The sequence below is a fragment of the Sphingopyxis sp. Q841 genome (assembly GCF_052384365.1).
GTDB classification, from domain to species: domain Bacteria; phylum Pseudomonadota; class Alphaproteobacteria; order Sphingomonadales; family Sphingomonadaceae; genus Sphingopyxis; species Sphingopyxis terrae_A.
On sequence record NZ_JBQSUM010000001.1, the window covers coordinates 417833 to 443812 of the forward strand.

Sequence of the window (25980 nt, forward strand, 5' to 3'; positions counted from 1 at the left end):
GTCGGACTCTTGGTCAACCTCCGTTCGGCAGTCGCCTTCCCCATCAAGCGCCAACCGCTCAGGGCGATGGCGCGATGACCCGCGTGTCCGAGACTTCGGTCACCCGGCATCGCGATCTGCGAACGGGGCGCCCGATCTGGCTCCGCCACCGTCGCCTCCCGCTCGCAATCAAAGAGCTTGCGCGATCGCTGCGCTGCGACGTGGCGGTCGTCGGCGCCGGCATATCGGGCGCGCTGATTGCGGAGACGCTCAGCGACGCCGGGCTCGGCGTGGTGGTCTTGGATCGTCGCGGCCCCGCCGCAGGATCGACCGCCGCGTCGACCGCGATGCTGCAATATGAGATCGACCTCCCGCTCTCGCAAATGGCCCGGCGGATCGGCACGGAACGCGCAACGCGGATCTGGCGCCGCTCGCGGCTGGCGGTCGACGCCTTGCGCGAACGAACCGAACGCCTTGGTCTCGATGTCGGCGCTGCCACGCGCTCGACGCTGTATCTCGACGGCAATATTCTCGACCCGGCCGCGCTCGCCGTCGAAGCAGATGCCCGGCGCAATGCGGGTTTCGAGATCGAATATATCGGCCCTGCCGAGGTCGAGCGACGCTACGGGATCAGCAGGCGCCATGCGATCGTCGGGTACGGCAATTATTCGGCCGATCCGCGGCGCCTGGCCGCGGCCTATCTGCAGGTCGCGCAGGAGCGCGGGATGCGCCTATACGCGCCTGCCGAGGTGATCGGCGTGGATAGCGACGACAGCGGCGTCCAGCTTCAGATCGACGGCGGGGCCACGATCACCGCGGCGCACGCCGTCTTCGCAACCGGCTACGAGATGCTGAAAGGCATCTCGAAAAAGGGAAATTACATTATGTCGACCTGGTCGATCGCGACGCGTCCGCAACCGCAGCGGATCTGGCGCGACGCGGCCATGATATGGGAGGCGTCCGACCCCTATCTCTACATTCGCACAACCCCTGACGGCTGCGTCATCTGCGGCGGGGAAGACGAGGATATTTCCGATGCGACGGCGCGCGACGCGAAGATTGCGGACAAGGCGAAAACGCTCGCCCGCAAGCTCGGGGCGCTGCTTCCCGCTATCGACCCCACGCCCGCTTATGCCTGGGCCGGAAGCTTCGGCAACAGTCCGCTCGGTATCCCGACGGTGGGACGCATACCGCGCATGCCCAATTGCTATGCGGCGATGGGCTATGGCGGCAACGGAATCACTTTTTCGATGATGGCGGCTCAAATCCTGCGCAGCACCATCTGCGGCGATCGCGATCCCGACGCCGACCTGTTCAGCTTTCACCGATCTTTCTGAACGCCAACACCTGCACCGCTTCACCGCCAACGGAAATATAATTGCGCATCCTCGGACCTTGGGCAACAAGGTCCTTCGTTCAACAGGAGAATATGATGCGCCTTGCCGTTGCCCTGATGCTGCTGCCCGTCGTCCCGATCGCCGTCAACGCCCCGGCATTTGCCCAAACCGCGTCACAGACCCGAGCGCAGGATGCCGCGCTGTTGCAATTTCTCGATCAGGCTTTCGACGCGCGCCTGGCGCTCAGCCCGGAATCGCAAACGCAGCTTGGCCTCAAAACCAACTACGACCGGCTCGATGACTATAGCGATGCGGCGGCATTGCGGGAGCAGGCGCTGGCCGAAACGCAGCTCAAAGCCATGCACGCCCATTTCAAGCCCGACCAGCTCGGTGAAAGCGCGCGGGTGAGCTATCGACTGTTCGAGTATGAAGTCGAGCGCGGCCGCGAATCGCTTCGCTTCCGCAAACTGCGTTTTCCCGTGTCGACCAATGGCAGCCCCGCGGGCGACATCCCCGTTCTGCTGATCAACAATCACAAGATCGACAGCGTGGCAGACGCCGAAGCCTATATCGCACGACTGCGCGACACCGACCGCGTCATGCGCGAAGTCGCGGCGCGAATGCGCGACCAGGCGGCGGCGGGGATCATCCCCAACAAGGTCAATTTCGCTCCCGCCCGCGCTGATGCACTCAAAATCCTTGCCGGTGCCCCGTTCGACGGCGGCGGCGATTCAACGCTGATGGCCGACTTCCGCAAAAAAGTCAGCGCGCTCGATGCGCCGGTGGCGACGAAGGAAAAACTGCTCGCGGATGCCAGCGCGGCCCTCACCGGCCCCTTCAAGCATGGCTATGAGACATTGATCGCCGCGATCGACGAGATCGAACCCAAATCGACAGGTAATTTCGGTGCCTGGCACCTTCCCGATGGCGCGGCCTATTATGCGGACCGCCTCAAGAGCTCGACGACGACAAATCTTACCGCGGACGAGATTCACGCACTTGGCCTCGCACAAGTCGCGGCTATCCACAAAGAGATGGAAGCCGTGATGCGCGAGGTCGGCTTCAAGGGCACGCTCGCCGAATTTTTCGACAGCATCCGCACCGACCCCAAGTTCAAATATCCGAATACCGATGCGGGCCGCGAAACCTATCTGGCCGATGCGCGCGCCGTCATCGCTTCGGTAATGGAGGCCGCACCGCGCTATTTCCGCGTTCTGCCCAAGGCGCCGCTCGAAGTGCGGGCGGTCGAGAAATGGCGTGAGGGCACGGCGTCGACCGCCTTCTACAACCCGCCGTCGGCGGACGGGACGCGGCCTGGCATCTATTATGTCAATCTTGTCGACATGAACCAGACGCAGAAGGTGCAGGTCGCCGGGATCGCCGCGCATGAAGGGGCACCTGGCCATCATTTCCAGATCGCGCGCCAGCAAGAGCTGACCGGCATACCCAAATTCCGGAAATTCGGCGGTTATGGCGCCTATATGGAAGGCTGGGGCCTCTATTCGGAGCGGCTTGCGGACGAGATGGGCGTTTACAAGACGCCTTATGACCGCTTCGGCATGTTGTCGCTTCAGGTGTGGCGCGCGATCCGGCTGGTTCTGGACACCGGCATCCATTCGAAGCGCTGGACGCGCGAACAGGCCATCGCCTATTTCAAGGCCAACAGCTCGGTATCGGACACCGACATTGCGCGCGAAGTCGATCGCTATTTCAACTGGCCGGGCCAGGCGACGAGCTACATGGTCGGCCAGCTCAAGATCGCCGAACTTCGCAAACGCGCCGAAACCGAACTCGGCCCGCGTTTCGACATTCGCGACTTTCACGAGGCCGTTCTAAGCGAAGGCGCGCTGCCGCTCGACATCCTGGAGGAACAGGTCGAGCGCTACATCGCCGCGCACAAGCAATAGTCGCACCTCCCCGCGCGCCTCGCCTCACCGCGGCGCGTGGGGAACGGCGCCGGGGCCCGCGAACGACCATCAATGGCGCGCAAGGAACCTTGCGCTCGCTCCCGCATATCGAAGACGCATGTTTTCGATAACCTCCCCGACCGTTCGCGCTTGCGAGCGAACCGCGTGAACCGCCCCGCCCTGCCGCACCTGTCGCGCAATGCGCGCGTGGCCCTTGTCGTCGCCGCGGGAGTGGTTCTTCTCGCCGCTTTGCTGCTCGCGACCTTTCCGGTGGGAATGCTGCGCGGGACGGCCGAGGCGCGCCTGAGCGAAAAATTCGGCGCGCCCGTTCATATCGGGGCGCTGGAGAGAAGGGATGTTTTCTCCTTCTCGCCCGAGATTGAAGCCCGCAGCGTCCGCATCGGGCAGCCCGCCTGGGCGGGACGCGGCGACATGGCGACGATAGGACGCCTGCGCATCCGCTTGCCCATCCTGAAGCTTTTGACCGGCACGATCACGCCGCGCTCGATCGATATCGACGGGCTGTCGCTGGCGCTGGTGCGCGATGCCGACGGACGGAGCAATTGGGGTGGCCCTCGGCCCGGCGGTTCGGACAGTTCGCCGCCGCCTGCCATCGGCACCGTTCGGATAAATGAGGGCCGCTTTACGCTCAAGGATGCCAAGCGCCGCCTTGATATCGCCGGAACGATCGAAGCCAAGGATGCGAAGGGCCTCGCAATCGCCGCCGACGGGCAATTCAACGGCGCGGCCGCGAAGCTCGGCGCGGCGGCAAGCTGGGCGCAGGACGCCAAGGGCCGTTGGCCGTTTTCTGCCGAGTTGACATCGGACCTGCTCCGGCTAAGCGCCTCGGGCACGATGGCCGCCCCCCTCGACACCGCGCATATGACGATGCGGATGACGGCGCATGGCACCAGTCTCAAGCAACTCGACTATATCATCGAGGCCGGGCTGTTCGGCACCCAGGCGATCGATCTTGACGGCGCGGTACGCCGCGACGGGACCGACTGGTTTATCGACAGGCTTGACGGGCGCATCGGTCGTTCGACGATTGCCGCCACGGCGAAGATACTGAAGCGCGGCGGTCGTACCAGGATCGACGCCAGCATCGATGCGCCCCGGCTGGACTTCGACGATCTGGCCGACGACGCCGGACTTGCGGCAGCACGCGCGCAGCAAGCGCGCATCGGCCCGCGCATCTTTCCCGACACGCGGATCAATCTTGCGAAAATGGGGCCGACCGACGGTGTCATCCGCATCACGATCCATCAGTTGCTCGTGAAGGGCGGGTCGGTGTTCAAAAGCCTCAAGGGCCAGCTGTCGCTCGACCATCGGATATTGACGCTCGACAAGGCCGTCGCACAGCTTGGGCGCGGCACTATGAGCGGCCGGGTAAAGGTCGATTCCCGCGGCAAGATTCCCCTGCTGACGACCGAATTGCGTATCGACGGAGCCAGCTTCGACGATTTTGTCGGTCAGCCCGACATGATCCGCGGCCCCGTGCGCGGGCTGGTTCGGATTTCGGGACGCGGCGACACCGTCCGCCAGGCCTTCGCTTCGGGGAACGGGAAGATCGCGTTCGTTGCCAGTGGCGGCGCAATGAACCGCGCTGCGGCTTATGTGATGGCGCAGGATCTTGGCGGAGCGATCGGACAGAAACTAGGCGACGACGAGGCAATGACACCGATCCGGTGCGCGATCCTCGCCTTCTCGGCCAAGGACGGGCTGCTGACGCCCGCCCCGCTGGTCATCGACACCACCATCGCCCGGGCGCGCGGGCGCGGCCAGATAAACCTCGATGGTGAGCGCATCGCGCTGGCCATGAATGGCGCGGGGAGCGAAAAGCCGGATCTCAAGCTCGTCGACCCGGTGAAGGTCGAGGGAACGCTGTCGCAGCCCACCATCGATTTCGCGCCGCCGGGAAAGAAATCGGGCGGCGGTCTATTCGGGGCTGTGACGCGGTCGATCGGCGCGGCGCTCGGCCTGCATAAGGACCCGCAGCGCGATGCGCCGCTTCCCAAGCCCGGAACGGTCAACTGCCGCGCACTTGCCGCCGAGGCGCTACGCTAGGGTCAGGACCCCGGGTTCGGAACGCAACCCAACGGCGTACCAAGACGGCGAAGGGGCCAGACCATTTTGACCCTGCTGAGCGACGCGGCCCATTCTCGAGCTTCGTCGATTGAAAATGCCGGGTGAGCTCCCAAGATCAGTTCGACGGTTTTCTTCGTTCCGGCCCCAAGGCGCTTGAAGCGCCGCTGCTTTCTTTCATGTGCAGCGACAACGACAGACAGGCTCGGGACTTCCCGGTCGGCTAGCGCGCCACCCTTGAGCCGCTCGATATGAGCGGAAGTCAGTTTCACGGGTTTGTCCATGATGACCTCGAAGGAATCGAGGCCATGGAACATTCGTAAGAATTCTCGCAAAAGATGTGTCCAAGCAGGTTCAAATCCGATGTGATTTGTCCAGGCAACGCGCTTTTGGACGAAGATGTGTCGCCATTGACAGCACTTCGACGAATGGCAGAAAACTGCCGGAAATGCTAGGTTTGAAGATGATTCGGACTTGGTAGCGGAGGAGGGACTCGAACCCCCGACACGCGGATTATGATTCCGCTGCTCTAACCTGCTGAGCTACTCCGCCCCGAAAGACCGCCCGTGGGCGAGCGGCGCCTATAGGATGCACCATGCGTCCGGTCAATATCATGCGCGCGGCCCGCGAAAATTCCTTGCGAATGCCGCCTCCCACGGGCCTCCGCGGTAGTGATGGGCCGCGATTCCGGTGATTTCGACCGGCCGCGGACGAAAGTTGCGCGCGAGGTCGGCAAGCAAGGCGCGCGCCTCGGCCGGAGAAACCTTGTTCTGCACCGTGACATGCAGACGCGGCGTCGCCTGATCCTGCGGCGTCAACAGTGCCGCAAAGCGATCGGCAATGCGCGCCCGGATCGCGATCAGGTCCGGGCTGTCGATCCGAAACGCAACCCCGCGCCCGAGAGAATAGACGGCCGACACGACGGCGCGCGGCGGCGGCGTATCAGCGGCGATGGCGCGGAACAGAGCCGCAAGTGCCTCGAGCAGCGACGGCGGCAGATGATGGAAAAGCGTGATATGCGCCGAGAGGTAATTGCGTTCGGGCGGGAAATGCGCGCGGCGCAGCGCATCGAAGTAGCGCTGATCGGCCGCGCCCATCGTTCCAGTGATGACGATGGGCGCGGCGTCAGCGACGCGAGCGGGAGGGGGGGTGTCCGCGCCGCCGCTTGCGAGATGGGATGGACGGTGAGCTCGGGAGGGGAGTTCGCTGTCGTCCATGGGACGCCCTTTCTCGCTGCAGCAGCCTCTGCGCCCAAGCGCGCCCGGCATCCAATCGATTAATTGGTTCAGAATGATCGCCCGAAACGATCAGAAAAATTCGGGTGCGCTTACAGGCTGTTCCAGAAAGCGTGAAGCGCCGCCGCAACCGCGTGCGGCCGCTGGGCGATCGCCCAATGTCCCGCATCCCCGACGATCGTCAGCGGCATCGCCCGATTCGCCGCGAACCGCTGTGCCACCGAAAGCTCGACATAGGGGTCGCCCGCCCCCCAGACGAGCATCCCCGCGCGCGGCAGGCGGTCGAGGTCGAGCGCCCAGTCGTGCGCGAAGCTGAGCCCATGCGCCGACCGATAGAGTTTCAGTATCGCGCGCCTTTTGTCCTTGAGCGCCCACTGCGCCGCTTCTTCCTGCGCGATGTCGGCTGGAACGCCCTGATCGATCAGTCCGCGGGCAAGCGCGCCGGGACGACTGATCGCCATGAAAGCTTCGCCCAGCAGCGGCGTGTTCCAGATGCGCGCGACCCGGTGACCGCGATAGTCGGGATCGATCACCGCATTGGAAACCGCCCAGCTCCGGATCAGGTCGGGGCGCAGCATCGCGACGCGCTGCGCAATCAGCGCCCCCCAGTCGTGACCGACGATATCGATGGGACCATGCTGGGCCGCCAGCGCCGCGGCCTCGCCGGTCGCCCAATCGGCATAGGCCTCCTTCGTCGCAGCGAAACCGGCGGGAAGCGGCCCGGTGAAGCCGGGAAGCGCAGGAACGGCAACCGGTGTATCACCCAGCGCCAGAGCATCCAGCAGCGGACTCCAGATTGCCGGACTGTCGGGAACGCCGTGCAGGAAAAGCTTTGCAGTCATTCCCCCGGTCATCGCTACATCTCCCCCCTGTCGCGGCGCAGTTCATACCATTTCTGCACATTGGCATTATGCTCGGACAGGGTGCGCGCAAAGACGTGGCCACCGTCGCCCTTCGCAACGAAATAGAGATACTCATTGGGCTCGGGGTCAAGCACTGCGGCGATCGACGCCTTGCCGGGATTGGCGATCGGCCCCTTGGGAAGACCGGCCATGGCGTAGGTATTATAACCGTTCACCGCCTGGATTTCGGAGCGCAGGATGCGGCGACCGAGCGGCTTGCCCTTGGTGATCGGATAGATGATCGTCGGATCGGCCTGCAGCCGCATCCCGATGGCGAGGCGATTGGTATAGACGCCGGCGACCGTGCGGCGCTCCGCCGCAACCCCGGTTTCCTTTTCGACGATCGACGCCAGCGTGATCGCCTCGTTGCGGTCCTTTGCCGCGGTGCGCGGGCTCCGCTTGGCCCAGAGCGCGTCGAAGGTCTTGGTCATCGCCGCCTGCATCCGCGCAACCACGGCTGCACGGCTCTCGCCGGTGGTGAAGGCATAGGTGTCTGGCAGCACGCTGCCCTCGGCAGGCACCGCGACCGTCCCCGTCAGGCGCGGCTCGGCCATAAGCCGCTCCCACACCATGATCGACGGCATGCCCTCGGGGACGGTCACGAAACGCTGGACGGTTCGGCCTTCCTGCATCATCCGCAGGATGGCGCCGGCGCCCATGCCCTTCTTCACCTCATATTCGCCGGGCTTGATCGGAGCGTCGGAACCGAAGAGGCGCGCGCGGTTGCGAAAGCCGGAGGCCGAGGTTGCACCTGCCTTTTCCAATATTTCGCCCGCCTTGGCGATGCTGGCACCGGGCGGAATAACGACCACGGTATCGCGCGGCGCGCCGCCGGAGCAGGCCGCAAGCAGCAGCGCGAGAAAGATGGTCAGAAGGGTACGCACCAAAACCCCACCTCATTCATGCGTCAGCCGGCCTGCCCGGAGAGCAGGCCGGCGCGACAAAGAGATTTAATCGAGTGCCTTGACGATCACGCTCGCATTGGTGCCGCCGAAACCGAAGCTGTTGTTGAGCGCGGCCTTCACCGCGCGCTTCTTCGCCTTGTGCGGCACCAGGTCGACGCCCTCGGTCCCCTCGTCGGGATTGTCGAGGTTCAGCGTCGGCGGCACGATCTGGTCGCGGATCGCGAGGATGCAGAAGATCGTCTCGACCGCGCCGGCACCGCCGAGCAGATGGCCAATCGCCGATTTTGTCGAGCTCATCGAGACATCGCCGATCGCGTCGCCGAACAAGCGCTTCACCGCGCCAAGTTCGATCGTGTCGGCCATCGTCGACGTGCCATGGGCGTTGATATAATCGATGTCGGCGGGCGTCATTCCCGCCTTCTTAAGCGCCATTTCCATCGACCGATAGGCGCCGAAACCTTCGGGATGCGGCGCAGTGACATGATAGGCGTCGCCCGAAAGGCCATAGCCGACGACTTCGGCGTAGATCTTGGCGCCGCGCGCCTTGGCATGCTCATATTCCTCGAGCACGACGACGCCGGCGCCTTCGCCCATGACGAAGCCGTCGCGATCCTTGTCATAGGGGCGGCTCGCCTGTTCGGGGCGGTCGTTGTAGCTCATGTTGAGCGCGCGCGCCTGCGCAAAGCCTGCAATGCCGATCGGACAGATGGTCGATTCCGATCCACCGGCGAGCATGATGTCGGCATCGCCATCCTTGATCATCCGCGCCGCGTCGCCGATCGAATGGGCGCCGGTCGAGCAGGCGGTGACGACCGCATGGTTCGGCCCCATCAGGCCGTATTTGATGCTGACCTGACCCGAAATCAGGTTGATGAGGCGGCCGTGGACGAAGTGCGGGCTGACACGGCCCGGCCCCTTTTCGGCGAGCAGCAGGCTTTCGCTCTCGATTCCCGGCAGGCCGCCGATGCCCGACCCGATCGAGCAGCCGGCGCGCAGCTTTGTCTCATCGTCCATCTCGGTCAGCCCTGCGTCTTCGAGCGCCTGTCCGGCGGCGTCGATGCCATAGATGATGAAGGGATCGACCTGCCGCTGCACCTTGTGGTCGACGCGCTTGTTGGCGTCGAAGCCATATTCATGGTCGGCCGGCTTGACCTCGCACGCGATCGTGCATTTCTGGTCGGAGGCGTCGAAGCGGGTGATCGTTCCCGCGCCCGACTTCCCGGCAAGCAGATTGGCCCAACTGGTTTCGACGTCTCCGCCCAGCGGCGTCACCAATCCCAAACCCGTCACCACAACCCGGCGCATAGACTTTCCTTTCGTCGGTTCCGGCCCTTGCGGAACCCGGCATCATTCTTGTCGGGGCATGCCCATAAAAAAAGCTTCCCGGCCACTGCGCGCGAGCGCTCGGGACCGGGAAGCCGGAAACGCGTGGGCAGCGTCGCCGCCGCGTCCGGCTGTGCCGGACCGGACCGCTTTAGCCCTTGTTCGCTTCGATGTAGTCGATCGCATCCTTGACGGTGGCGATCTTTTCCGCCGCGTCATCGGGAATTTCGACACCGAATTCTTCTTCGAACGCCATCACCAGTTCGACGATGTCGAGGCTGTCGGCGCCCAGATCGTCGATGAAGCTCGCTTCTTCGGTGACCTTGTCGGCTTCGACGCCCAGATGTTCGACGACGATCTTTTTAACCTTTTCGGCCGAATCGCTCATGCACAGTTCCTTTTTTCTGACTGTCTCGTGAATGTTGGGATTTGCCCTAGTGTCCGTCGGCGGGGCTGGCAAGAGGGCTGGCGCGTTGTGGGCGCCGAAGCTCGCATCAACCCGCCCTTTCCTGCCGCGCGGCGGGTGCAGACGCCTCCCCCTTTCGTCCCCTGGGCAACCACCGCATAAATAGGAAACGGCACCGCGGCCTTCAAGCGCCAGGCGCACCGTTCATCGCGCGACCGGCTGCGGTGCCACCACCCCCGATTCCCGCAGCGCCTGCGACGCACGCCGGATCACTTCGGGATTTATCATGAACTGGCGCAGCACCTTTTCGGGTGGCGCATCCTGCGGCTGGCGCGTGTAATCGAGCAGATGCCGCCACAGGCCGCGCGCTTCATCGACCTTTCCCTGCCGCGCAAAAACGATGGCCCGGACCATCGTATATTGCGGCTCCATGGTGCTGGTCGATGGCATATGATCGAGGACAGCCAGCGCGTCGTCCTGCCGCCCCTGCTGAGAATAGACGAAGGCGAGCGTGACCGCCGGGACGCCTGGCGCCGACGCGTCGAGCGCCAGCGACCGTTCGAGCAGCGCAATGCCCTCTAGGGGCTGGTCGCAGGCAATCTTGAACACGCCCTGGAATCCGGCCGTGTCGGCGTCATAGGGGTTGAGCCGTACCGCGGCATCGCCAATGCCAACGCCGCCGCGGCAATTGCCGCCATAATATTGTGCGCGCGCCATCGCGAAGGTCGCCGCCGCGGTTTCGGCGCCGGTGTCATAGGCCCGCTGTGCGAGCGAGACGGCTTCGGCATAGGCCTTGTCGCCCGCCGGTGTGCCGCGCAGCGGCTGCCAATCCCCGAAGCGGACGAGCGACAGCGCGGACAGCGCCGCGGCGTTGCGCGGATCGCGAAAGATCGTCGCGCGCAGGCAGGCATCGACCTTCTTCGCGGTGTCCTTGTCGCGCAGTTGTCGCAACCGGTTGAACTGCGCCAGGCACGGATAGCCGGGCGCAAAATTCTCCGGCTGCCGCGCCAACTGATCGCGAACGATCACGCCATAATCGCCAGCAATCTGGGCAATCGCCGGATCGATCGCCTCGAATCCAGGCATCTGATCTTGGGTCAGGTGAAATTGCTGCGACCAGATGGTACGCTGATCGGAAACGCGGTTGAGGACCAGCGTGACATCGGCCGGCCCCGCGAGCGTGCGGACGATCGAAACGTCGAGGCGATAGTCGGGGCGCTGCGCGGTATCGGGCTTGCCCGCCGACACTGCGCTGCGCAGGTCGACGAGATCGAAACGGCGCAAGCCGTCGCGCAGCCGCGCATCGAGCGCGCGGGCCAGCGCGCGCGAAACGGGAGTGCTCCCCGATTGCGGAAGCGCAATCTCGAGCAGCGGCGGCGGCACCGCCGAAGGCGCGAACATCCGCTGCCAATTGCCGGCAAGCCACCAACCGCCCGCAAGCATGGCAACCGCGACGATGACCAGCACCGTCCACCAGCGCGCCCGCGACGATGGCGCTCCAACGCCGGGATGACGCGTTGACGTCACACCGGCGCCGCCCGCCTCCGCAGCCGCCGCATCTTCGCCGACGCCGGGGGTTACAGCGGCGCTACGTGCCGGCGGTGCGGTGCGGTGCTGCACCACGATCTCGTAGCTGCCCTGTGGGACGCGCAGGCGATGGACCCACGGCGTTTCGGCATAATAGCGGTCGAGCAGATTGCGCAGGCGGCCCACCATCACGCGTGGATAGCTGTCGACCGCAGGGTCGAAATCGGCGTTACGCCCCAGCGCCTCGGTCGCGATCGCATAGGCCTTGGGAGCGCTGCGGCCGCCGCGAAGCCGGTGTTCGACCAGATATTGCAGCAGGCGCGACAAGACCGGCGAGCGCAGGAACAACTGGGACTCGCGGAGCCTCTCGAACTCCTCGGCGATGAACTGGTCGGTTTCGCCGGCCTCGAGTGTCTTGTTCGCTTTCGCGCGGTCCATGCAACCCTCTTATACCCTCTGGCGGGGTGTGTCCGCTAGATACGCAAATCGACGAATGCGGCCAGCCATATTTGTTTCAATGTAACGGTAACAGCCCGGATTGGCCATATTTCACCGGGTTTAACCCCTCTCGGAAGGGTGAAAGAACAGGACGAAAAGATTAAGGAAATCCTAATTTGGGGCGACATGCCGCAACGTGACCCCATGTTACTGTCATCTTCCCCGACGCCATGAGATCGTTCGATTGTCGTGATGCGCGCTTGCGCGGTCACGGCCCGGTTCGGGCTTTGCCTGCCGGGCAATTGAGGTTTCGGGATCGAAGCGCGCGAGCTGGTCCCTGGCGCACTCCGGTATATCCCGAGGCCTCATGAACAAGTGACTTCGCCGGGCGGGATTGTAGCCCCACCTGCACCTCGCCCGGCAAGTCCGCACTTACCCTATTCCGCAGAATGGTCGCTCCCAAGCGTCACGCCAGTGCGATCCGGATGGGGCCGTCGGCCGAAGTCTGCGCTCGTCACGTCAGACCTTGCAGGCGCCGGTCCGTTTGGCCGACATTTGCATCTTCATCGACATGCCCGCAGGCCCTTCGCCCTGCCCCGTACTCGCCATTTCCATCTCATAGCTGTCGCCGCTGTAGGTGCCCTTCATCGTCATCGTGCGCGGACCGGCTTCGCTGGTGCAGCTCATCTTCGCGTCGATCACGCCATGCGCCATCTCGAAATGATCATAGGTGCATTTGCCGCCCGAATTTTCCGCCATTCGCGCCTTCGGATCGCGTGCGTCTTCCGGGGTCAGGCAGTTTTCGAAACTGTGTCCCTGTGCCAGCCGCGCCTTCATCTGCTCCTGCATCTGCGGCGGCAGTTTTTCCATTCCGGGCATCGTCATATCGGTGATCTTCACCGTGCCGGCCCATTGGCCGGGCTTCATGAACTCGCCCGAAGCGACCGCATCGGCGACCTTGTTCTGCACCGATTCGACCGATTCATTCTTGGCCGACACGCCCTTGCCGCTGTCGCATGCGGACAGCGCGAGCAGCGCGCCCGTCGCCAACAGAATATTGCGCTTGAACATCATCCAGACTCCCGCCGTTGCCGATGCGCGGCATCCTCACCATATTGGCAGCGATGGCAATTCAGATTCGCACCTCGCTCGACGAAATCGACACGGCGCAGGACTATGTGCCGCACCGTCCCGCTCGCCCCGACAAGGTGGAGGGCGGCAAGCGGTTCGAACTGGTCAGCGACTATTCCCCGGCGGGCGATCAGCCGACCGCGATCCGCGAGCTGGTCGACACCGCCAGGGAGGGCGAACGCGATCAGGTGCTGCTGGGCGTCACGGGATCGGGCAAGACCTTTACCATGGCGAAGGTGATCGAGGAATTGCAGCGCCCGGCGCTGATCCTCGCGCCGAACAAGATCCTCGCGGCGCAGCTCTATGGCGAGTTCAAGAGCTTCTTTCCGAACAATGCGGTCGAATATTTCGTCAGCTATTACGACTATTATCAGCCCGAGGCCTATGTGCCGCGGTCGGACACCTATATCGAGAAGGAAAGCAGCGTAAACGAGGCGATCGACCGCATGCGCCATTCGGCGACGCGCGCGCTGCTCGAACGCGACGACGTGATCATCGTCGCCTCGGTGTCTTGCCTTTACGGCATCGGATCGGTCGAGACCTATTCGGCGATGATTTTCGACCTCAAGAAGGGGCAGGTCGTCGACAACGGAGAGATTATCCGCAAGCTCGTCGCGCTACAGTACAAGCGCAACGACCAGGCGTTCGCGCGCGGCAATTTCCGCGTCCGCGGCGACAGCCTCGAAATTTTCCCGTCGCACTATGAGGATATGGCGTGGCGTGTCAGCTTCTTCGGTGACGAGATCGAGGAGATCACCGAATTCGACCCGCTGACCGGCAAGAAGATCGCCAGCCTCAACTATGTGCGCGTCTATGCCAACAGCCACTATGTCACGCCCGGCCCGACGCTGAAGCAGGCGACCGAAGCGATCCGCCACGAACTCGCCGAGCGGCTGAAGGAACTCGAAACCGAGGGCCGGCTGCTCGAAGCGCAGCGGCTCGAACAGCGGACAAATTTCGACCTCGAAATGATCGCCGCGACCGGAAGCTGTGCAGGGATCGAAAATTACAGCCGCTTCCTGACCGGCCGCCTGCCGGGCGAGCCGCCGCCGACCCTGTTCGAATATCTCCCCGACAATGCGCTGCTCTTCGTCGATGAGAGCCACCAGACGATTCCGCAGATCGGCGCGATGTCGAAGGGCGACCATCGCCGCAAGATCACCCTCGCCGAATATGGCTTCCGCCTGCCCTCCTGCATCGACAACCGGCCGTTGCGTTTCGCCGAATGGGACATGATGCGACCTCAGACGGTCAGCGTGTCGGCAACCCCGGGGCCGTGGGAAATGGACCGCACCCAGGGCGTTTTCGCCGAGCAGGTCATCCGCCCGACCGGGCTGATCGACCCGCCGGTCGAGATCAAGCCGGTCGAGGAGCAGGTCGACGATCTGATCGCCGAGGCGAAGAAGACCGCCGCGGCGGGTTATCGCACCCTCGTCACCACGCTCACCAAGCGCATGGCCGAGGATCTGACCGAGTTCCTGCACGAAGCGGGGCTCAAGGTCCGTTACATGCACAGCGACGTCGAAACGCTCGAGCGCATCGAGATCATTCGCGACCTCAGGCTCGGCGTGTTCGACGTGCTCGTCGGTATCAACCTGCTGCGCGAGGGCCTCGACATTCCCGAATGCGGGCTCGTCGCGATCCTCGACGCCGACAAGGAAGGCTTTCTGCGCAGCGAAACCAGCCTCGTCCAGACGATCGGCCGTGCCGCGCGCAACGTCGATGGCCGCGTCATCCTCTACGCCGACCGCATCACCGGCAGCATGGAACGCGCGCTGCGCGAAACCGACCGCCGCCGCGCCAAGCAACAGGCGTATAACGAAGAACATGGCATCACACCGACGACGATCAAGCGCAACATCGGTGACATCATCGCGCATGTCGCGTCGAAGGATCAGGTCACCATCGACCTCGGCGACGACAAGCCGCAGCACATGGTCGGCCACAACCTCCGCGCCTATATCCAGGAGCTGGAAAAGAAGATGCGCGACGCCGCCGCCGACCTGGAATTCGAGGAAGCCGGCCGCCTGCGCGACGAAATCCGCCGCCTCGAAGCCGACGAACTCGGCCTGCCCGCAGACGAACAGGTCGCTCCGCGCGTCGGCCGCTCGAACGAGGGCAAGCCGGGTACGCGCAAGGGGCGCTTCGGGAAGCAGAGCAAGACGAAGTGGGGGCGATAACGCCCCCTTCGACCAAAGCCCGATTGTAACCGACAAGTAGCCTTGTCTCCCCCTTACGCGCGGCCTAGCGTCCGCTCCGCAAACGGGGAGAATATCTATGAAAACGGGTCTGTCGCTGATCGCGCTGGCGCTTGCCGCTGCGGTTCCTGCCACGCTTGCCGCGCAGGACGCGCCGGCCGAAAAAGCCAAGCCGGAAAAGGCCGAGGACATCGTGCCGCAGGTGCACACGACGCGCCTTTCGGGCACGTTCGGCGGACAGAAGATCGGCTATGCCGCGACGATCGGCGAGACGATCCTCAAGAACAAGGATGGCGTGCCCGAAGCGGCGATCGTCACCACCTCCTATATCAAGGAGCCGCGCGATCCGGGCCGCCCCGTGACTTTTCTGTTCAACGGCGGGCCCGGGTCGGGCACCGTCTGGTTGATGATGGGTGCGTTCGGGCCGAAGCGCGTCGCGATCCCCAGCGATGCCAAGGATGACGGCGCCCCGCCCTACCCCATCGTCGACAATCCCGATTCGCTGCTCGACGTGACCGACATCGTGTTCATCGATCCGCCGGGCACCGGCTTCTCGCACCTGATAGGCAAGGCCGATCCCAAGGATTATTACGGCGTGACGCAGGACGCGAAGGCCGTCGCCGAAGTCATCCGCCGCTGGCTCAACGACAATGGCCGCTGGAACAGCCCCAAATTCCTGGGCGGGGAAAGCTATGGCACCACGCGCTCGGCGGCGGTCGCGAACCAGTTGATGAATGTCACCTTCAACGATGTCGGCCTCAACGGCATCATCCTCATCTCGACCGTGCTCGATTTCGCGGCCGGGTCCGATACGCCGGGCAATGAACTCAGCTACATCACCAACCTTCCGTCGATGGCGACGACCGCCCTCTATCACGGCAAGGCGAGCGCGCCGTCGGTCGAACAATTCGCAGAAGAGGCGCGGCGGTGGGCGATCGGCCCCTATGCCGCGGCGCTGCTCAAGGGACAGAATCTGCAGGGCGAGGAACGCGCCGCGATCCGCCGCGAGCTTGCCCGCTTCACCGGCCTGTCCGAAACCTATCTCGAACAGGCGGATCTGCGCGTCACGCCCGGCCGCTTCTACAAGGAACTGCTGCGCGACCGCGGCCTGACCGTCGGCCGGCTCGACAGCCGCTACACGGGCAAGGACTATGACAATGCGGGCGAAGAGCCTGACAATGATCCCAGCTTCTATGGCATCGACGCGGGCTACACCGCCGCGATCAACAGCTGGGCGCGCGATACGCTGGGGTTCAAGACCGACCGCGAATATCAATCGATCAGCGGCATCGGCGGCCAGTGGGACTGGCGCATCGGAGGCCGCGACACCAATGCCTATCTCAACGTCGCGCCCTATATCGGGCAGGCGCTGCGCGAAAACAGCGGACTGCGAGTCTTTGTCGGTCAGGGCTATTATGATTTCGCGACGCCCTTTTTCGCCGCCGAATATTCGCTGTCGCGCACCGGCATCCCGCAGGACCGGATCGAATATAAATATTATGACGCCGGACACATGATGTATATTCGCGACGAGGATCGCCACAAATTGTCGTCGGACATCCGCGCGTTCATTCGCGCGCGGTAGGCAGGACGGGACGCGACGAATCGATAGCGTCGCACCGCGAAGGCAAGGCCAAAAGCGGCCCCCGCCTTCGCGGGGGCGACGCTTTATCGGCTTATCCGCGCCATCTAGCGCAGCACCCCGGCTGCCGCCTGTTTGCGCGCATAGACGAACAGCGCGATCAGGATGACCCAGATAACCGCAGTGAAGATCATCGGGAAGGTCCCGAACATCCGCATCAGGTCGCCATAATGCATGCCGAACTGGTAAATACAGCTGACGGCGAGCCCGACGAGCGATACCAGGAACGCCGTGACCGCATGGCGGCTGCGAACGAGCAGCAGAAGCGATCCGAGCACCGATCCCCAAACGCCGAGCGCCCATCCGGCGTTCGCCCAGAGGGGAAAGCCTGTGAACCACGCCTGCTGCTCGGGCGTGAAAGCGGCCAGATAATCGGGATTCTGTATCTTGGTCATCACATAGTCCACCGCGCCGAAAGCGTTCCAGACGAGCGATACGGCCCCGACGACCCACAGGTGCCACGGCGTTTTGACGGCTACATTCATGTTGATCTCCCCCTCCAGAAAGATGGGGGCAGACTATCATCCATTCGCGCGCTGCACAATTGGTGATTTACGCGCGCAACACACCATGAACGCTTGGCAAATCCGTCGCGCTCTCCGATAGGCAGCGCATGTGTGTCGTCGCCCTTGCCCGCCGCGTCCATCCCGACTGGCCGCTGATCCTGATCGGCAACCGTGACGAGTTTCACGCCCGGCCGGCGGCGGCGCTCGCCGAATGGGACGATGGCAGCGGCATCGTTGCTGGGCGCGACCTGCAAGCCGGCGGGACGTGGCTAGGCGTGCATCGACCGAGCGGACGCGTCGTCGTGGTGACCAATGTCCGCGGCGCGATGCCCGATCTGGCGAAGGCATCGCGCGGCGCGCTGGTGGTCGACATGTTGCGCGGCGATGGGCGTTTCACCGATCCGTCCGAAGCCGATCTCGACCGGTTCAATGCCTTCAATCTGTTCGCCGCCGATGGACGTGCCCGCCTGCTCACCAACCGGCCGCAGCCGCTGATCGCGGCGCTGGCGGACGGCGTTCATGCCCTCGCCAACGAACCCGTCGACCGCCCCTGCCCGCGCGCCGAACGGCTGCGCGCTGCACTGGCCGCCACGGTCGAGGCCGGCGCCGATCCCGAAGGGTTGCTCGATACGCTGACCGCCGAAGGAGGCCCGGCGCTGTTCCTGCGCGGCGAGGTCTACGGCACGCGCGCCTCGACGCTGGTCATGATCGGCGCGAGCGGCGATGCCCGCATGGTCGAGCGCCGATACGAAGCGGGCGGCCGCTCCGGTGGAACGACCGCCCTCGATTTTCGTATCGGCTGAGCCGCAAATCCTATTTAGGCGCGAGCACCATCAGCATCTGACGCCCTTCGGTGCGCGGATGCGCCTCGACCTTGGCGATCTCTGCCGTCATCTCCGCCACGCGCTGCAGCACGTTGAGGCCGAGCTGCGTATGGCTCATTTCGCGGCCGCGGAAGCGCATGGTCATCTTGACCTTGTCGCCTTCCTCGAGGAAGTCGAAGACCTTCTTCATCTTCACTTCGAAATCATGATCGTCGATGTTCGGACGCATCTTGATCTCTTTGATTTCCTGGGTCTTCTGCGTCTTGCGGGCCGCATTGGCCTTCTTCTGGGCTTCGTATTTATACTTGCCCACATCCAGGAACTTGCACACCGGCGGATCGGCGTTGGGGGATACTTCGACCAGATCGAGGCCGACTTCGGCCGCCTGTTCGATCGCTTCAGCAGTCAGCATTACGCCCAGATTTTCGCCTTCCTCGTCGATCACACGGACCTTGGGCGAGGCGATGAATTCATTGTATCGCGGGCCGTTCTTCGGCGGCATTGGCGCCAGCGGGCGGCGGGTCATGGGCGGGCGTATAGCTGTATCTCCTGTGTCGTTTCAGTTCGTATGCGCAGCGGGTGCGCAAACGCGCGCGCGGTGCACATATAATGAACATTGGCGCGGCGTAAAGGTTGCCGTGCGCAATTTACCGGCGGTTTTCGTCCGACTGTGGCGGCTATGCCACGCCCGCTGCCCCTAGGATCCGGACCCTACCATTTGGCGGGTGCGGGGTCGATCACACGGAAGCCGCCCGCTCCCACCTCGCTGACCTCCAGCGCGCGGATCGCGATGCCGCGGTCGTTGAAGCGGAAGATGCCGTCGATGCCGCCGAACCCGTCCGCCGCCATCAGGCGTCCGGCAGGAAAGTTGGTCCCCGGCTTCCAGTCGCGTGCGATACGCACGGTCAGCAGCACCGAATCATAGCCGAGGCTGGCCAGGCGATAGGGCGCCTTGCCGAACCGTGTGCGATATTTGGTGGCAAGCTGGCCGTAGAGGCCATCTGAAACGCTGGCGAACCACGCACCGCGCATTGCCGGATTGCCGCCCAAGGTGGCATCGGTGTTCCACAATTCGGTGCCGAGGATCTGGCGCTGTCCCGCGCCCTTGATGATCGGAACCGCGCGCACCGCATTGCCGCCGACATCGGCGATCAGCACCGCGTCCATCGCACCGGCGCTCGCCAGACGGCGCGCCGCGCCCGTCAACGCCGCGGCGCTGCGGTCATAGGATTCGGTCGCGACGAGCGTTCCGCCCGCATTGGCGACCGCCGCCTTGAACGCCGCCATCGAACGCTCACCATAAAGATTCTTGGGGATCAGCGCGCCAAAGCGCTGCTGCCCCTTGGCGCGGGCAAAGCTCACGACCCGCTCGACCGACTGGCCGGGAACGAAGCCCATGATGAAGACGCCGTTGCCCGCGACGCTGCTGTCGTTCGAAAAGCTGATGACGGGCACCTTCGCCGCCCGCGCGATCGGCGCCACTGCTGTCACATCCTCGCTGAGCAGCGGGCCGAGGATCAGCTTGTTGCCGTCGGCCACTGCCTGCTTCGCGGCCGCGGCGGCGCCCAGCGCGGTGTCATACGTCGTGATGCGGACCTTGTCGGCCTTGGTATCGAGCAGCGCCATCGTCGTCGCATTGGCGATCGCCATGCCGACATCGGCGTTGGTTCCCGTCTGCGGAACGAGCAGCGCGACGCGGTGGCGGTCGGTATCGGTCGGCAGGCCGGGGCCGACATTGTCGGCGGGCTTGTCGGGCGGCGGTGGGGTCGCCGGACCGCTGGTCTTCGGCACCACCTGGCATGCGGCGAGCAGCCCGCCAAGCGCCAGCGTCGCGATACCGCGCAGCAATTGCCGCCGCGGCGACGCATTCCCTTGGCGCTCGCGCGTCGTTTCTGCCATCTCTGACGCCATGCCGGATTCGACCATCTCTATATCTCCCTTGCCCGGTCTCTATATCGTCGCGACGCCCATCGGCAACCTTGGCGACATCACCCCGCGCGCCGCGGCGGTGCTTGCGCGCGCCGACGTGATCGCGGCGGAGGACACGCGCGTCACGGCAAAGCTGCTCGCACATCTGGGTTTGCGTGTTCCGATGACCCCCTATCACGATCATAGCGACGAACGCGCCCGTGCGGCGCTGGTTGCCCGGATGGCGGACGAAGTCGTCGTGCTGGTGTCCGACGCGGGAACCCCGCTGATTTCGGATCCCGGCTACAAGCTGGTGCGCGATGCGCGCGCAGCGGGACGGGCGATCACCACCCTGCCCGGTCCCTGCGCGGCGATCGCCGCCATCACCCTGTCGGGCCTGCCGAGCGATCGCTTTCTTTTTGCGGGCTTCCTGCCGAACAAGGCCAAGGCACGCGCCGACACGATCGCTGAATTCGCCGCTTTGCGCGCCACACTCGTCTTCTACGAAAGCGGGCCACGTCTCGCCGCGACCCTGACCGCGCTCGCCGCCGGCCTCGGCAATCGCGAGGCGGCGGTCGCGCGCGAAATCAGCAAATTATACGAAGAATGTGTCACCGGCTCGCTCGAAGATCTCGTCGCGCGCTACGCCGACGCACCGCCAAAAGGCGAAATCGTCGTGATGGTCGGCCCGCCCCAGGAGCAGGCCGTCGAAGCTGCCGACGACGCAGCGATCGACGCGGCGCTGCGCGATGCGCTGGACGAGCAGCCGGTGGCCAAAGCCGCCAAGGCCGTCGCCAAGCGCTTCGGGCTTGACCGTCACGCCGTCTATGCGCGCGCGCTCGCGCTTAGGGATCGCGCTTGAACCGCGCCGCCGCCGAAGCGCGCGGACGCCGGGCCGAGCGGCGCGCCGCCTGGTGGCTGCGCCTGCATGGCTGGCGTATCCTGGGCGAACGGTTGCGCGTTCCCGCGGGCGAAGTCGATCTGGTGGCGCGGCGCGGCCGCCCCCTCGCTTTCGTCGAAGTGAAATGGCGCGACCACGCCGCCGACCTCGATATGGCGATCGACGAATTTCGCTTGCGCCGCGTCGCGGCAGCCGCAGAAATGCTCAGCGCGCGCTTTGCGCGAACCGATGATGATATTCGCATCGACGTGATGCTCCTTGCGCCGGGGCGCTTGCCTCGCCATCTGGTCCACGTCTGGCAGCCCTGAAGGAAGACGGAATGACCCTGCGCGCGGCGGTTCAAATGGACCCGATGGATGGCATCAATATAGGCGGTGACAGCAGTTTCGCGTTGATGCTGAAAGCGCTCGAACGCGGCTACGCCCTCTATCACTACGATGTGCGCGGGCTGACCTGGGAGGCCGGACGGCTGACGACACGGGCGCACCCCGTGCTCGACGTCAAGCGCGAGACCAGCGCGCATTACCGCTTCGGCGATCCGGTGACGATCGACCTCGGCCGCGATGTCGATGTCGTGCTGATGCGGCAGGATCCGCCCTTCGACCTCGGCTATCTTACCGGCACCTGGTTGCTCGAACGCATTCGGGGCGAGACGCTGGTGGTCAATGATCCGGTTTCGGTGCGTAACGCGCCCGAAAAGGTCTTCGTGCTCGATTTCCCGCAATTCATGCCGCCGACGATGGTCACGCGCGATCTTGACGCGGTGAAGGATTTTCAGGCGCGCCACGGCGCCGTCGTCGTCAAGCCGCTGCACGGCAACGGCGGCAAGGCGGTGTTCCGTATCGACGCCGACGGCAGCAATCTGGGCGCACTGGTCGAACTTTTCGGTCAGGTCTGGCCCGAACCCTTCATGGTCCAGCAATTCCTGCCCAGCGTGTCCAAAGGCGACAAGCGGATCGTTCTGGTCGACGGCGAGGTGGCCGGCGCGATCAACCGGAAGCCCGGCGAAGGCGAATTCCGGTCGAACCTTGCCGTCGGCGGCTATGCCGAAGCGGCTGATTTGACGCCGCGCGAGCAGGAAATCTGCGCCGCGCTCGGCCCGCAGCTCAAGGAACGCGGCCTGATCTTCGTCGGTATCGATGTGATCGGCGGCGAATGGCTCACCGAAATCAACGTCACCTCGCCGACCGGGATCGTCGCGATCGACCGTTTCAACAACAGCGATACGGCCGGCATGATCTGGGATGCGATAGAACGCCGGATCGCTTGAGCCGCCACCGCGTTTGCCATCCATGACCGAATTCATCCTCGATCTGATTCAGGCGTGGGGATATTGGGGCATTGCCGTCCTGATGTTCCTCGAAAACGTCTTCCCGCCCGTCCCGTCCGAAGTCATCATGGGACTGGGCGGCATCGCGGTCGCGCAAGGGCGCTTCGACTTCTGGACCCTCGTCGCGGTAGCGGTCGCCGGCACCACTGCGGGCAATTGGGTGTGGTATGCGATCGGGCGCTGGATCGGCTACAAGCGGCTGAAGCCCTTTATCGACCGCCACGGCCGCTGGCTGACGCTCGACTGGCACGAGGTCGAGCGGCTGCACGCGGGCTTCGTCCGATATGGTCCGGGCATCGTCTTCGTCGCGCGCTTCATGCCCGTCGCGCGGACGATGGTTTCGCTGCCCGCGGGCATGGTCCATATGAATCAGGCGAAATTCCTGCTGTGGACCGCTGCCGGATCGACAATCTGGATCGCCGCGCTCGCCGGTGCGGGCAACTGGTTCGGCAAGCAGTTCGCCGATATCGAACAGTTCGTTGGCCCGCTCGCGCTCGTCGCGATCGGCTCGCTGGTCCTTCTCTACTTCTGGCGCGTCTTCACCTGGAAACCCAAGCACCGCCGCGACTAACCGGCGCGCGGGTGGGCGCTGCGATAGACGTCGAGCAGATGCGCGGCATCGACTGCGGTGTATATCTGCGTCGATGCGAGACTCGCATGGCCCAAGAGTTCCTGCAGGCTGCGCAAATCGGCCCCGCCCGCCAGCAGATGCGTTGCGAAGCTGTGGCGCAGCGCGTGCGGCGTCGTGCGCTCGGGCAGGCCGAGCGCGCGGCGCGCCTGCCGCACGCTGGCGCGCACCACACCCGGTTGCAGCGGCCCGCCGCGCGCGCCGACGAACAGCGGCGCATCCTTGCCCATCGGCCAGGGGCAGGCCGCGACATAGCGTGCGACCGCCGCCGCGACCGCAGGCAGGATCGGCACGATCCGCGTCTTGCCGCGCTTGCCGGTCACGCGCAGCGTTTCACCGAGCGGCAGCGCTGCGCCCGATAGCGACAGCGCTTCTCCGATGCGCAGACCCGCGCCATAGAGCAGCAGCAGCAAGGCAAAATCGCGCGCGCCGACCCAGGCTTCGCGGGCATTGTCCTCGACATTCTGCGCAAGCTGCATCGCCTCGGCCGGCGCGACCGGGCGCGGCAGTCCCTTTTTGACGCGCGGGCCGCGCACCTGCGGTACGCTGGCGTTCGACCCGCCGACGAAGCGCAGAAAGCTGCGCAGCGCCGACAATTCGCGCGCGGCCGAGGCATTGCCCAGCCCGTCGGCCCGGCGATCGGCAAGATAGGAGCGCAGATCGTTCGGGGTCAGGCCTTTCAGCATGCGCGCATCGACTGCCCCGCCGCGATGATGCGCCAGAAAGCCGCAAAAGCGCTCGGCGGTCGCGATGTAGGCGCGCCGCGTATGGTCCGACCGGCGCTTTTCATGCGCCAGATGGGCGTCCCAGTCGCGGATCAGGAGGTCAACCAAAACCCACTCCGTTCGGGCTGAGCTTGTCGAAGCCCCGTCCCTTCTTTCAGCCTTCAAAAGAGAAGAACGGCCCTTCGACAAGCTCAGGGCAAACGGGCTTTGCAGTCGTCTAGCCTGTTCGCACCACCTCGGAAAGGATCGAGTCGAGCAGCAATATACCATCGTCGGTCACGCCCAGCCGGTCGCCGGCCTGCCGCATCAGCCCCTGCCCGATCAGCCGCGCCACCGCGGCGGCATCGACGAACGCGTCGCGCCCCAACCCGCTCCGTGCCTCGATCCGCGCCAGATCGATGCCCTCGCTCAGCCGCAGGCCCATCAGCATCGCCTCGGTCGCGCGTTCGTGCGGCGGCAGGTCGGTCTCGACCTTCAGGCCGTGGCCGTTGCGTTCGACCGCCGTGATGAAATTCTCGGGCTTCTTGTGGCGCTCGCTCGCCTGGGCAAGCCGCCGTCCATGCGCGCCAGGCCCGACCCCCGCATAATCGCCGTAGCGCCAATAGGTCAGATTATGGCGGCTTTCCTCGCCCGGCCGTGCATGGTTCGACACTTCGTAACGCGGCAGCCCCGCCGCGCGCGTCATCGCCTGCGTCGCGTCGAACAGGTCCGCGGCCGCATCGCCGTCGGGCAGGCGAAGCTCGCCCCTGGTGGCGAGCGTCGCGAAGCGCGTGCCGGGTTCGATGGTCAATTGATAGAGCGAAAGGTGCCCGGTGCCGAACCCCAGCGCATCGGCAAGTTCGCGCTCCCAATCGGCAAGCCCTTGGCCCGGCCGCGCGTAGATAAGGTCGAAGCTGGCTCGGCGGAAATGCGCCTGCGCTGCCGCAATCGCCCGTCGTGCCTCGTCGCCGCCGTGCGCGCGCCCCAGAAATTCAAGCACTTGCGGATCGAAGCTCTGAACCCCGATCGACACCCGATTGACCCCCGCAGCCGCAAGATCGGCGAAGGCGGCAACCTCGACCGAGTTCGGATTGGCCTCCAGCGTGATCTCGCAGTCGTCGGTCAGGCCCCACAGCGCCGCCGCCTCGGCGATCACCGCCGCCACCGTCGCAGGCGGCATCAGGCTGGGCGTGCCGCCTCCGAAGAAGATCGACGACACCCGCCGCCCCGGCAACAGCGCCGCCTCATGCCGCAAATCGGCAAGCAACGCATCGCGCCAGACCGCCTGATCGACGCTTTCGCGGACATGGCTGTTGAAGTCGCAATAGGGGCACTTGCTGACGCAAAAGGGCCAATGGACATACAGGGCGAGCGGTTCGGTCATACCAAGGAATATAGCGATGCCCATTTCACTTCGTCATGCTGAACTCGTTTCAGCATCCATGGCCCGAGCCCGATTTTCGTGCGGTGCTCAAAGGCAGGGGTGGCCCATGGACCCTGAAACAAGTTCAGGACGACGAATCTCGGGACGCCAGCGCTCTAAAACACCCCCGCCACCAGCTTCGCAAAAGCATCGGCCCGGTGGCTGATCGCATGTTTCTCGGCCGGATCGATCTCGGCATAAGTCAGGGACTTGCCAGTCGGCACGAAGACCGGATCATAACCGAACCCCAGCGTACCGCGCGGCGGCCAAGTCAGGCTGCCGCCTGCCCGCCCCTCGAAAATCTCGGCATGCCCGTCGGGCCAGGCGAGCGCCAGCGTGCAAACGAAACAGGCGTTGCGGTCGACGTCCGGTCCTTGCTCGGCGAGCAACCCCTCGACCTTGCCCATCGCCATATACCAGTCGCGGCCCTTTTCGCCCTCGAACCACTGCCGCTCGGCCCAGTCGGCCGTATAGACGCCGGGCCGCCCGCCCAGCGCCGCTACTTCTAGCCCGCTGTCATCGGCAAGCGCGGGATGACCCGAAGCCGACGCACTCGCATGCGCCTTCAACAACGCATTCTCGGCGAAGGTCGTCCCGGTTTCGGCGGGTTCGGGAAGGCCGAGGTCGCTCGCCGACACCGGTTCGATGCCATAAGGCAACAGCAGCGCGCGAATTTCGCGCACCTTGCCCGCATTATGGCTCGCGATGACGAGTTTGCCGGGAGCGAGCTGGCGCGTCATG

At 64.7% G+C, this 25980-nt stretch carries 24 protein-coding genes and 1 tRNA gene; 10 read left to right on the forward strand and 15 right to left on the reverse strand.

The features are described from left to right. Positions 1-74 precede the first annotated feature (74 nt). From ACT17R_RS02165 to ACT17R_RS02175, 3 genes are all read left to right on the forward strand, one after another. A complete protein-coding gene (locus tag ACT17R_RS02165) occupies positions 75-1316 on the forward strand; it encodes an NAD(P)/FAD-dependent oxidoreductase (RefSeq protein WP_062902842.1) in 1242 nt (413 codons plus the stop codon). Positions 1317-1408: 92 nt separating this feature from the next. Further along, on the forward strand, positions 1409-3223 hold the full coding sequence (locus ACT17R_RS02170; RefSeq protein ID WP_444808883.1) for a DUF885 domain-containing protein: 1815 nt from the start codon (positions 1409-1411) through the stop codon (positions 3221-3223). 165 nt (positions 3224-3388) lie between these two features. Then, the gene (locus tag ACT17R_RS02175) at positions 3389-5290 is read left to right on the forward strand and encodes an AsmA family protein (protein ID WP_444808884.1); all 1902 of its coding nucleotides are present in this window, start codon (positions 3389-3391) and stop codon (positions 5288-5290) included. Positions 5291-5292: 2 nt separating this feature from the next. On the opposite strand, the gene ACT17R_RS02180 is transcribed toward ACT17R_RS02175, so the two are convergent. The 9 genes from ACT17R_RS02180 to ACT17R_RS02220 form a co-directional block, all read right to left on the reverse strand. Further along, positions 5293-5625 (reverse strand): DUF4102 domain-containing protein, encoded by a 333-nt coding sequence (locus tag ACT17R_RS02180; protein ID WP_062902845.1) that lies wholly within the window; start codon positions 5623-5625, stop codon positions 5293-5295. A 158-nt stretch (positions 5626-5783) separates the two neighbouring features. Beyond that, positions 5784-5860 (reverse strand) — tRNA-Met (locus ACT17R_RS02185). A 59-nt stretch (positions 5861-5919) separates the two neighbouring features. Then, positions 5920-6405: a 2'-5' RNA ligase family protein gene (locus tag ACT17R_RS02190; protein WP_444808885.1), complete on the reverse strand. Its 486-nt coding sequence runs from the start codon at positions 6403-6405 to the stop codon at positions 5920-5922. Between the two features lie 230 nt (positions 6406-6635). Beyond that, positions 6636-7397: an alpha/beta fold hydrolase gene (locus ACT17R_RS02195; protein ID WP_082819763.1), complete on the reverse strand. Its 762-nt coding sequence runs from the start codon at positions 7395-7397 to the stop codon at positions 6636-6638. 2 nt (positions 7398-7399) lie between these two features. Continuing rightward, the gene (mltG, locus tag ACT17R_RS02200) at positions 7400-8332 is read right to left on the reverse strand and encodes an endolytic transglycosylase MltG (RefSeq protein WP_062900329.1); all 933 of its coding nucleotides are present in this window, start codon (positions 8330-8332) and stop codon (positions 7400-7402) included. A gap of 63 nt (positions 8333-8395) precedes the next feature. Next, positions 8396-9655, reverse strand: a complete 1260-nt coding sequence (fabF, locus tag ACT17R_RS02205) for a beta-ketoacyl-ACP synthase II (protein ID WP_003039414.1) — start codon at positions 9653-9655, stop codon at positions 8396-8398. Positions 9656-9824: 169 nt separating this feature from the next. After that, positions 9825-10061, reverse strand: coding sequence for an acyl carrier protein (locus ACT17R_RS02210; RefSeq protein ID WP_003039428.1), 237 nt, complete (start codon positions 10059-10061; stop codon positions 9825-9827). 222 nt (positions 10062-10283) lie between these two features. Then, positions 10284-12044 carry a tetratricopeptide repeat protein gene (locus ACT17R_RS02215; RefSeq protein ID WP_444808886.1) on the reverse strand — a complete coding sequence of 587 codons (1761 nt, stop codon included), beginning with the start codon at positions 12042-12044 and terminating at the stop codon, positions 10284-10286. A gap of 519 nt (positions 12045-12563) precedes the next feature. Further along, positions 12564-13118 carry a DUF3617 domain-containing protein gene (locus ACT17R_RS02220; protein ID WP_444808887.1) on the reverse strand — a complete coding sequence of 185 codons (555 nt, stop codon included), beginning with the start codon at positions 13116-13118 and terminating at the stop codon, positions 12564-12566. A 50-nt stretch (positions 13119-13168) separates the two neighbouring features. Here ACT17R_RS02220 and uvrB point away from each other — a divergent pair, with 50 nt between their 5' ends. Together uvrB and ACT17R_RS02230 are read left to right on the forward strand one after the other, a co-directional pair. Beyond that, complete coding sequence (gene uvrB / locus ACT17R_RS02225) at positions 13169-15355, forward strand: excinuclease ABC subunit UvrB (RefSeq protein WP_444809384.1); 2187 nt, start codon at positions 13169-13171, stop codon at positions 15353-15355. Positions 15356-15452: 97 nt separating this feature from the next. After that, on the forward strand, positions 15453-16958 hold the full coding sequence (locus tag ACT17R_RS02230) for a S10 family peptidase (RefSeq protein ID WP_444808888.1): 1506 nt from the start codon (positions 15453-15455) through the stop codon (positions 16956-16958). Positions 16959-17062: 104 nt separating this feature from the next. Here the strand turns inward: ACT17R_RS02230 and ACT17R_RS02235 are convergent, their stop codons facing one another. Continuing rightward, positions 17063-17500 carry a hypothetical protein gene (locus ACT17R_RS02235; RefSeq protein ID WP_444808889.1) on the reverse strand — a complete coding sequence of 146 codons (438 nt, stop codon included), beginning with the start codon at positions 17498-17500 and terminating at the stop codon, positions 17063-17065. Positions 17501-17628: 128 nt separating this feature from the next. On the opposite strand from ACT17R_RS02235, the gene ACT17R_RS02240 reads away from it, so the two are divergent. Continuing rightward, positions 17629-18324, forward strand: coding sequence for an NRDE family protein (locus tag ACT17R_RS02240; RefSeq protein ID WP_444808890.1), 696 nt, complete (start codon positions 17629-17631; stop codon positions 18322-18324). Between the two features lie 10 nt (positions 18325-18334). Here the strand turns inward: ACT17R_RS02240 and infC are convergent, their stop codons facing one another. Next, the gene (infC, locus tag ACT17R_RS02245) at positions 18335-18871 is read right to left on the reverse strand and encodes a translation initiation factor IF-3 (protein WP_003039450.1); all 537 of its coding nucleotides are present in this window, start codon (positions 18869-18871) and stop codon (positions 18335-18337) included. Positions 18872-19056: 185 nt separating this feature from the next. Beyond that, positions 19057-20244 carry a penicillin-binding protein activator gene (locus ACT17R_RS02250; protein WP_444809385.1) on the reverse strand — a complete coding sequence of 396 codons (1188 nt, stop codon included), beginning with the start codon at positions 20242-20244 and terminating at the stop codon, positions 19057-19059. Between the two features lie 10 nt (positions 20245-20254). On the opposite strand from ACT17R_RS02250, the gene rsmI reads away from it, so the two are divergent. Genes rsmI through ACT17R_RS02270 form a run of 4 tightly spaced genes read left to right on the forward strand, consistent with a single transcriptional unit; the run spans position 20255 to position 23055 of the window. Then, positions 20255-21115, forward strand: a complete 861-nt coding sequence (gene rsmI, locus ACT17R_RS02255) for a 16S rRNA (cytidine(1402)-2'-O)-methyltransferase (RefSeq protein ID WP_217372463.1) — start codon at positions 20255-20257, stop codon at positions 21113-21115. Next, the gene (locus tag ACT17R_RS02260) at positions 21112-21462 is read left to right on the forward strand and encodes a YraN family protein (RefSeq protein WP_444808891.1); all 351 of its coding nucleotides are present in this window, start codon (positions 21112-21114) and stop codon (positions 21460-21462) included. The genes rsmI and ACT17R_RS02260 overlap by 4 nt, the downstream gene beginning before the upstream one ends. 11 nt (positions 21463-21473) lie before the next feature. Beyond that, on the forward strand, positions 21474-22424 hold the full coding sequence (gene gshB, locus ACT17R_RS02265; protein ID WP_444808892.1) for a glutathione synthase: 951 nt from the start codon (positions 21474-21476) through the stop codon (positions 22422-22424). A 22-nt stretch (positions 22425-22446) separates the two neighbouring features. Continuing rightward, positions 22447-23055: a DedA family protein gene (locus ACT17R_RS02270; RefSeq protein WP_003039464.1), complete on the forward strand. Its 609-nt coding sequence runs from the start codon at positions 22447-22449 to the stop codon at positions 23053-23055. On the opposite strand, the gene ACT17R_RS02275 is transcribed toward ACT17R_RS02270, so the two are convergent. From ACT17R_RS02275 to rdgB, 3 genes are all read right to left on the reverse strand, one after another. Continuing rightward, positions 23052-23945 (reverse strand): tyrosine-type recombinase/integrase, encoded by an 894-nt coding sequence (locus tag ACT17R_RS02275; RefSeq protein ID WP_444808893.1) that lies wholly within the window; start codon positions 23943-23945, stop codon positions 23052-23054. The genes ACT17R_RS02270 and ACT17R_RS02275 overlap by 4 nt on opposite strands. Before the next feature lie 109 nt (positions 23946-24054). Beyond that, positions 24055-25200 (reverse strand): radical SAM family heme chaperone HemW, encoded by a 1146-nt coding sequence (gene hemW, locus ACT17R_RS02280; protein WP_444808894.1) that lies wholly within the window; start codon positions 25198-25200, stop codon positions 24055-24057. A gap of 155 nt (positions 25201-25355) precedes the next feature. Continuing rightward, a complete protein-coding gene (gene rdgB / locus ACT17R_RS02285; protein WP_444808895.1) occupies positions 25356-25979 on the reverse strand; it encodes an RdgB/HAM1 family non-canonical purine NTP pyrophosphatase in 624 nt (207 codons plus the stop codon). Position 25980: the final 1 nt, after the last annotated feature.

Excerpts from the sequence above, each read along its gene's own strand:
- hemW (WP_444808894.1), bottom strand. The coding sequence starts at position 25,200 with ATGACCGAACCGCTCGCCCTGTATGTCCATTGGCCCTTTTGCGTCAGC.
- ACT17R_RS02270 (WP_003039464.1), top strand. The coding sequence starts at position 22,447 with ATGACCGAATTCATCCTCGATCTGATTCAGGCGTGGGGATATTGGGGC.
- ACT17R_RS02230 (WP_444808888.1), top strand. The coding sequence starts at position 15,453 with ATGAAAACGGGTCTGTCGCTGATCGCGCTGGCGCTTGCCGCTGCGGTT.
- ACT17R_RS02250 (WP_444809385.1), bottom strand. The coding sequence starts at position 20,244 with ATGGCAGAAACGACGCGCGAGCGCCAAGGGAATGCGTCGCCGCGGCGG.
- uvrB (WP_444809384.1), top strand. The coding sequence starts at position 13,169 with ATGGCAATTCAGATTCGCACCTCGCTCGACGAAATCGACACGGCGCAG.
- ACT17R_RS02215 (WP_444808886.1), bottom strand. The coding sequence starts at position 12,044 with ATGGACCGCGCGAAAGCGAACAAGACACTCGAGGCCGGCGAAACCGAC.
- ACT17R_RS02220 (WP_444808887.1), bottom strand. The coding sequence starts at position 13,118 with ATGATGTTCAAGCGCAATATTCTGTTGGCGACGGGCGCGCTGCTCGCG.
- ACT17R_RS02210 (WP_003039428.1), bottom strand. The coding sequence starts at position 10,061 with ATGAGCGATTCGGCCGAAAAGGTTAAAAAGATCGTCGTCGAACATCTG.
- ACT17R_RS02190 (WP_444808885.1), bottom strand. The coding sequence starts at position 6,405 with ATGGGCGCGGCCGATCAGCGCTACTTCGATGCGCTGCGCCGCGCGCAT.
- ACT17R_RS02165 (WP_062902842.1), top strand. The coding sequence starts at position 75 with ATGACCCGCGTGTCCGAGACTTCGGTCACCCGGCATCGCGATCTGCGA.
- ACT17R_RS02235 (WP_444808889.1), bottom strand. The coding sequence starts at position 17,500 with ATGAATGTAGCCGTCAAAACGCCGTGGCACCTGTGGGTCGTCGGGGCC.
- rsmI (WP_217372463.1), top strand. The coding sequence starts at position 20,255 with ATGCCGGATTCGACCATCTCTATATCTCCCTTGCCCGGTCTCTATATC.
- ACT17R_RS02170 (WP_444808883.1), top strand. The coding sequence starts at position 1,409 with ATGATGCGCCTTGCCGTTGCCCTGATGCTGCTGCCCGTCGTCCCGATC.
- ACT17R_RS02195 (WP_082819763.1), bottom strand. The coding sequence starts at position 7,397 with ATGACCGGGGGAATGACTGCAAAGCTTTTCCTGCACGGCGTTCCCGAC.
- fabF (WP_003039414.1), bottom strand. The coding sequence starts at position 9,655 with ATGCGCCGGGTTGTGGTGACGGGTTTGGGATTGGTGACGCCGCTGGGC.
- infC (WP_003039450.1), bottom strand. The coding sequence starts at position 18,871 with ATGACCCGCCGCCCGCTGGCGCCAATGCCGCCGAAGAACGGCCCGCGA.
- ACT17R_RS02180 (WP_062902845.1), bottom strand. The coding sequence starts at position 5,625 with ATGTTCCATGGCCTCGATTCCTTCGAGGTCATCATGGACAAACCCGTG.
- gshB (WP_444808892.1), top strand. The coding sequence starts at position 21,474 with ATGACCCTGCGCGCGGCGGTTCAAATGGACCCGATGGATGGCATCAAT.
- rdgB (WP_444808895.1), bottom strand. The coding sequence starts at position 25,979 with ATGACGCGCCAGCTCGCTCCCGGCAAACTCGTCATCGCGAGCCATAAT.
- ACT17R_RS02240 (WP_444808890.1), top strand. The coding sequence starts at position 17,629 with ATGTGTGTCGTCGCCCTTGCCCGCCGCGTCCATCCCGACTGGCCGCTG.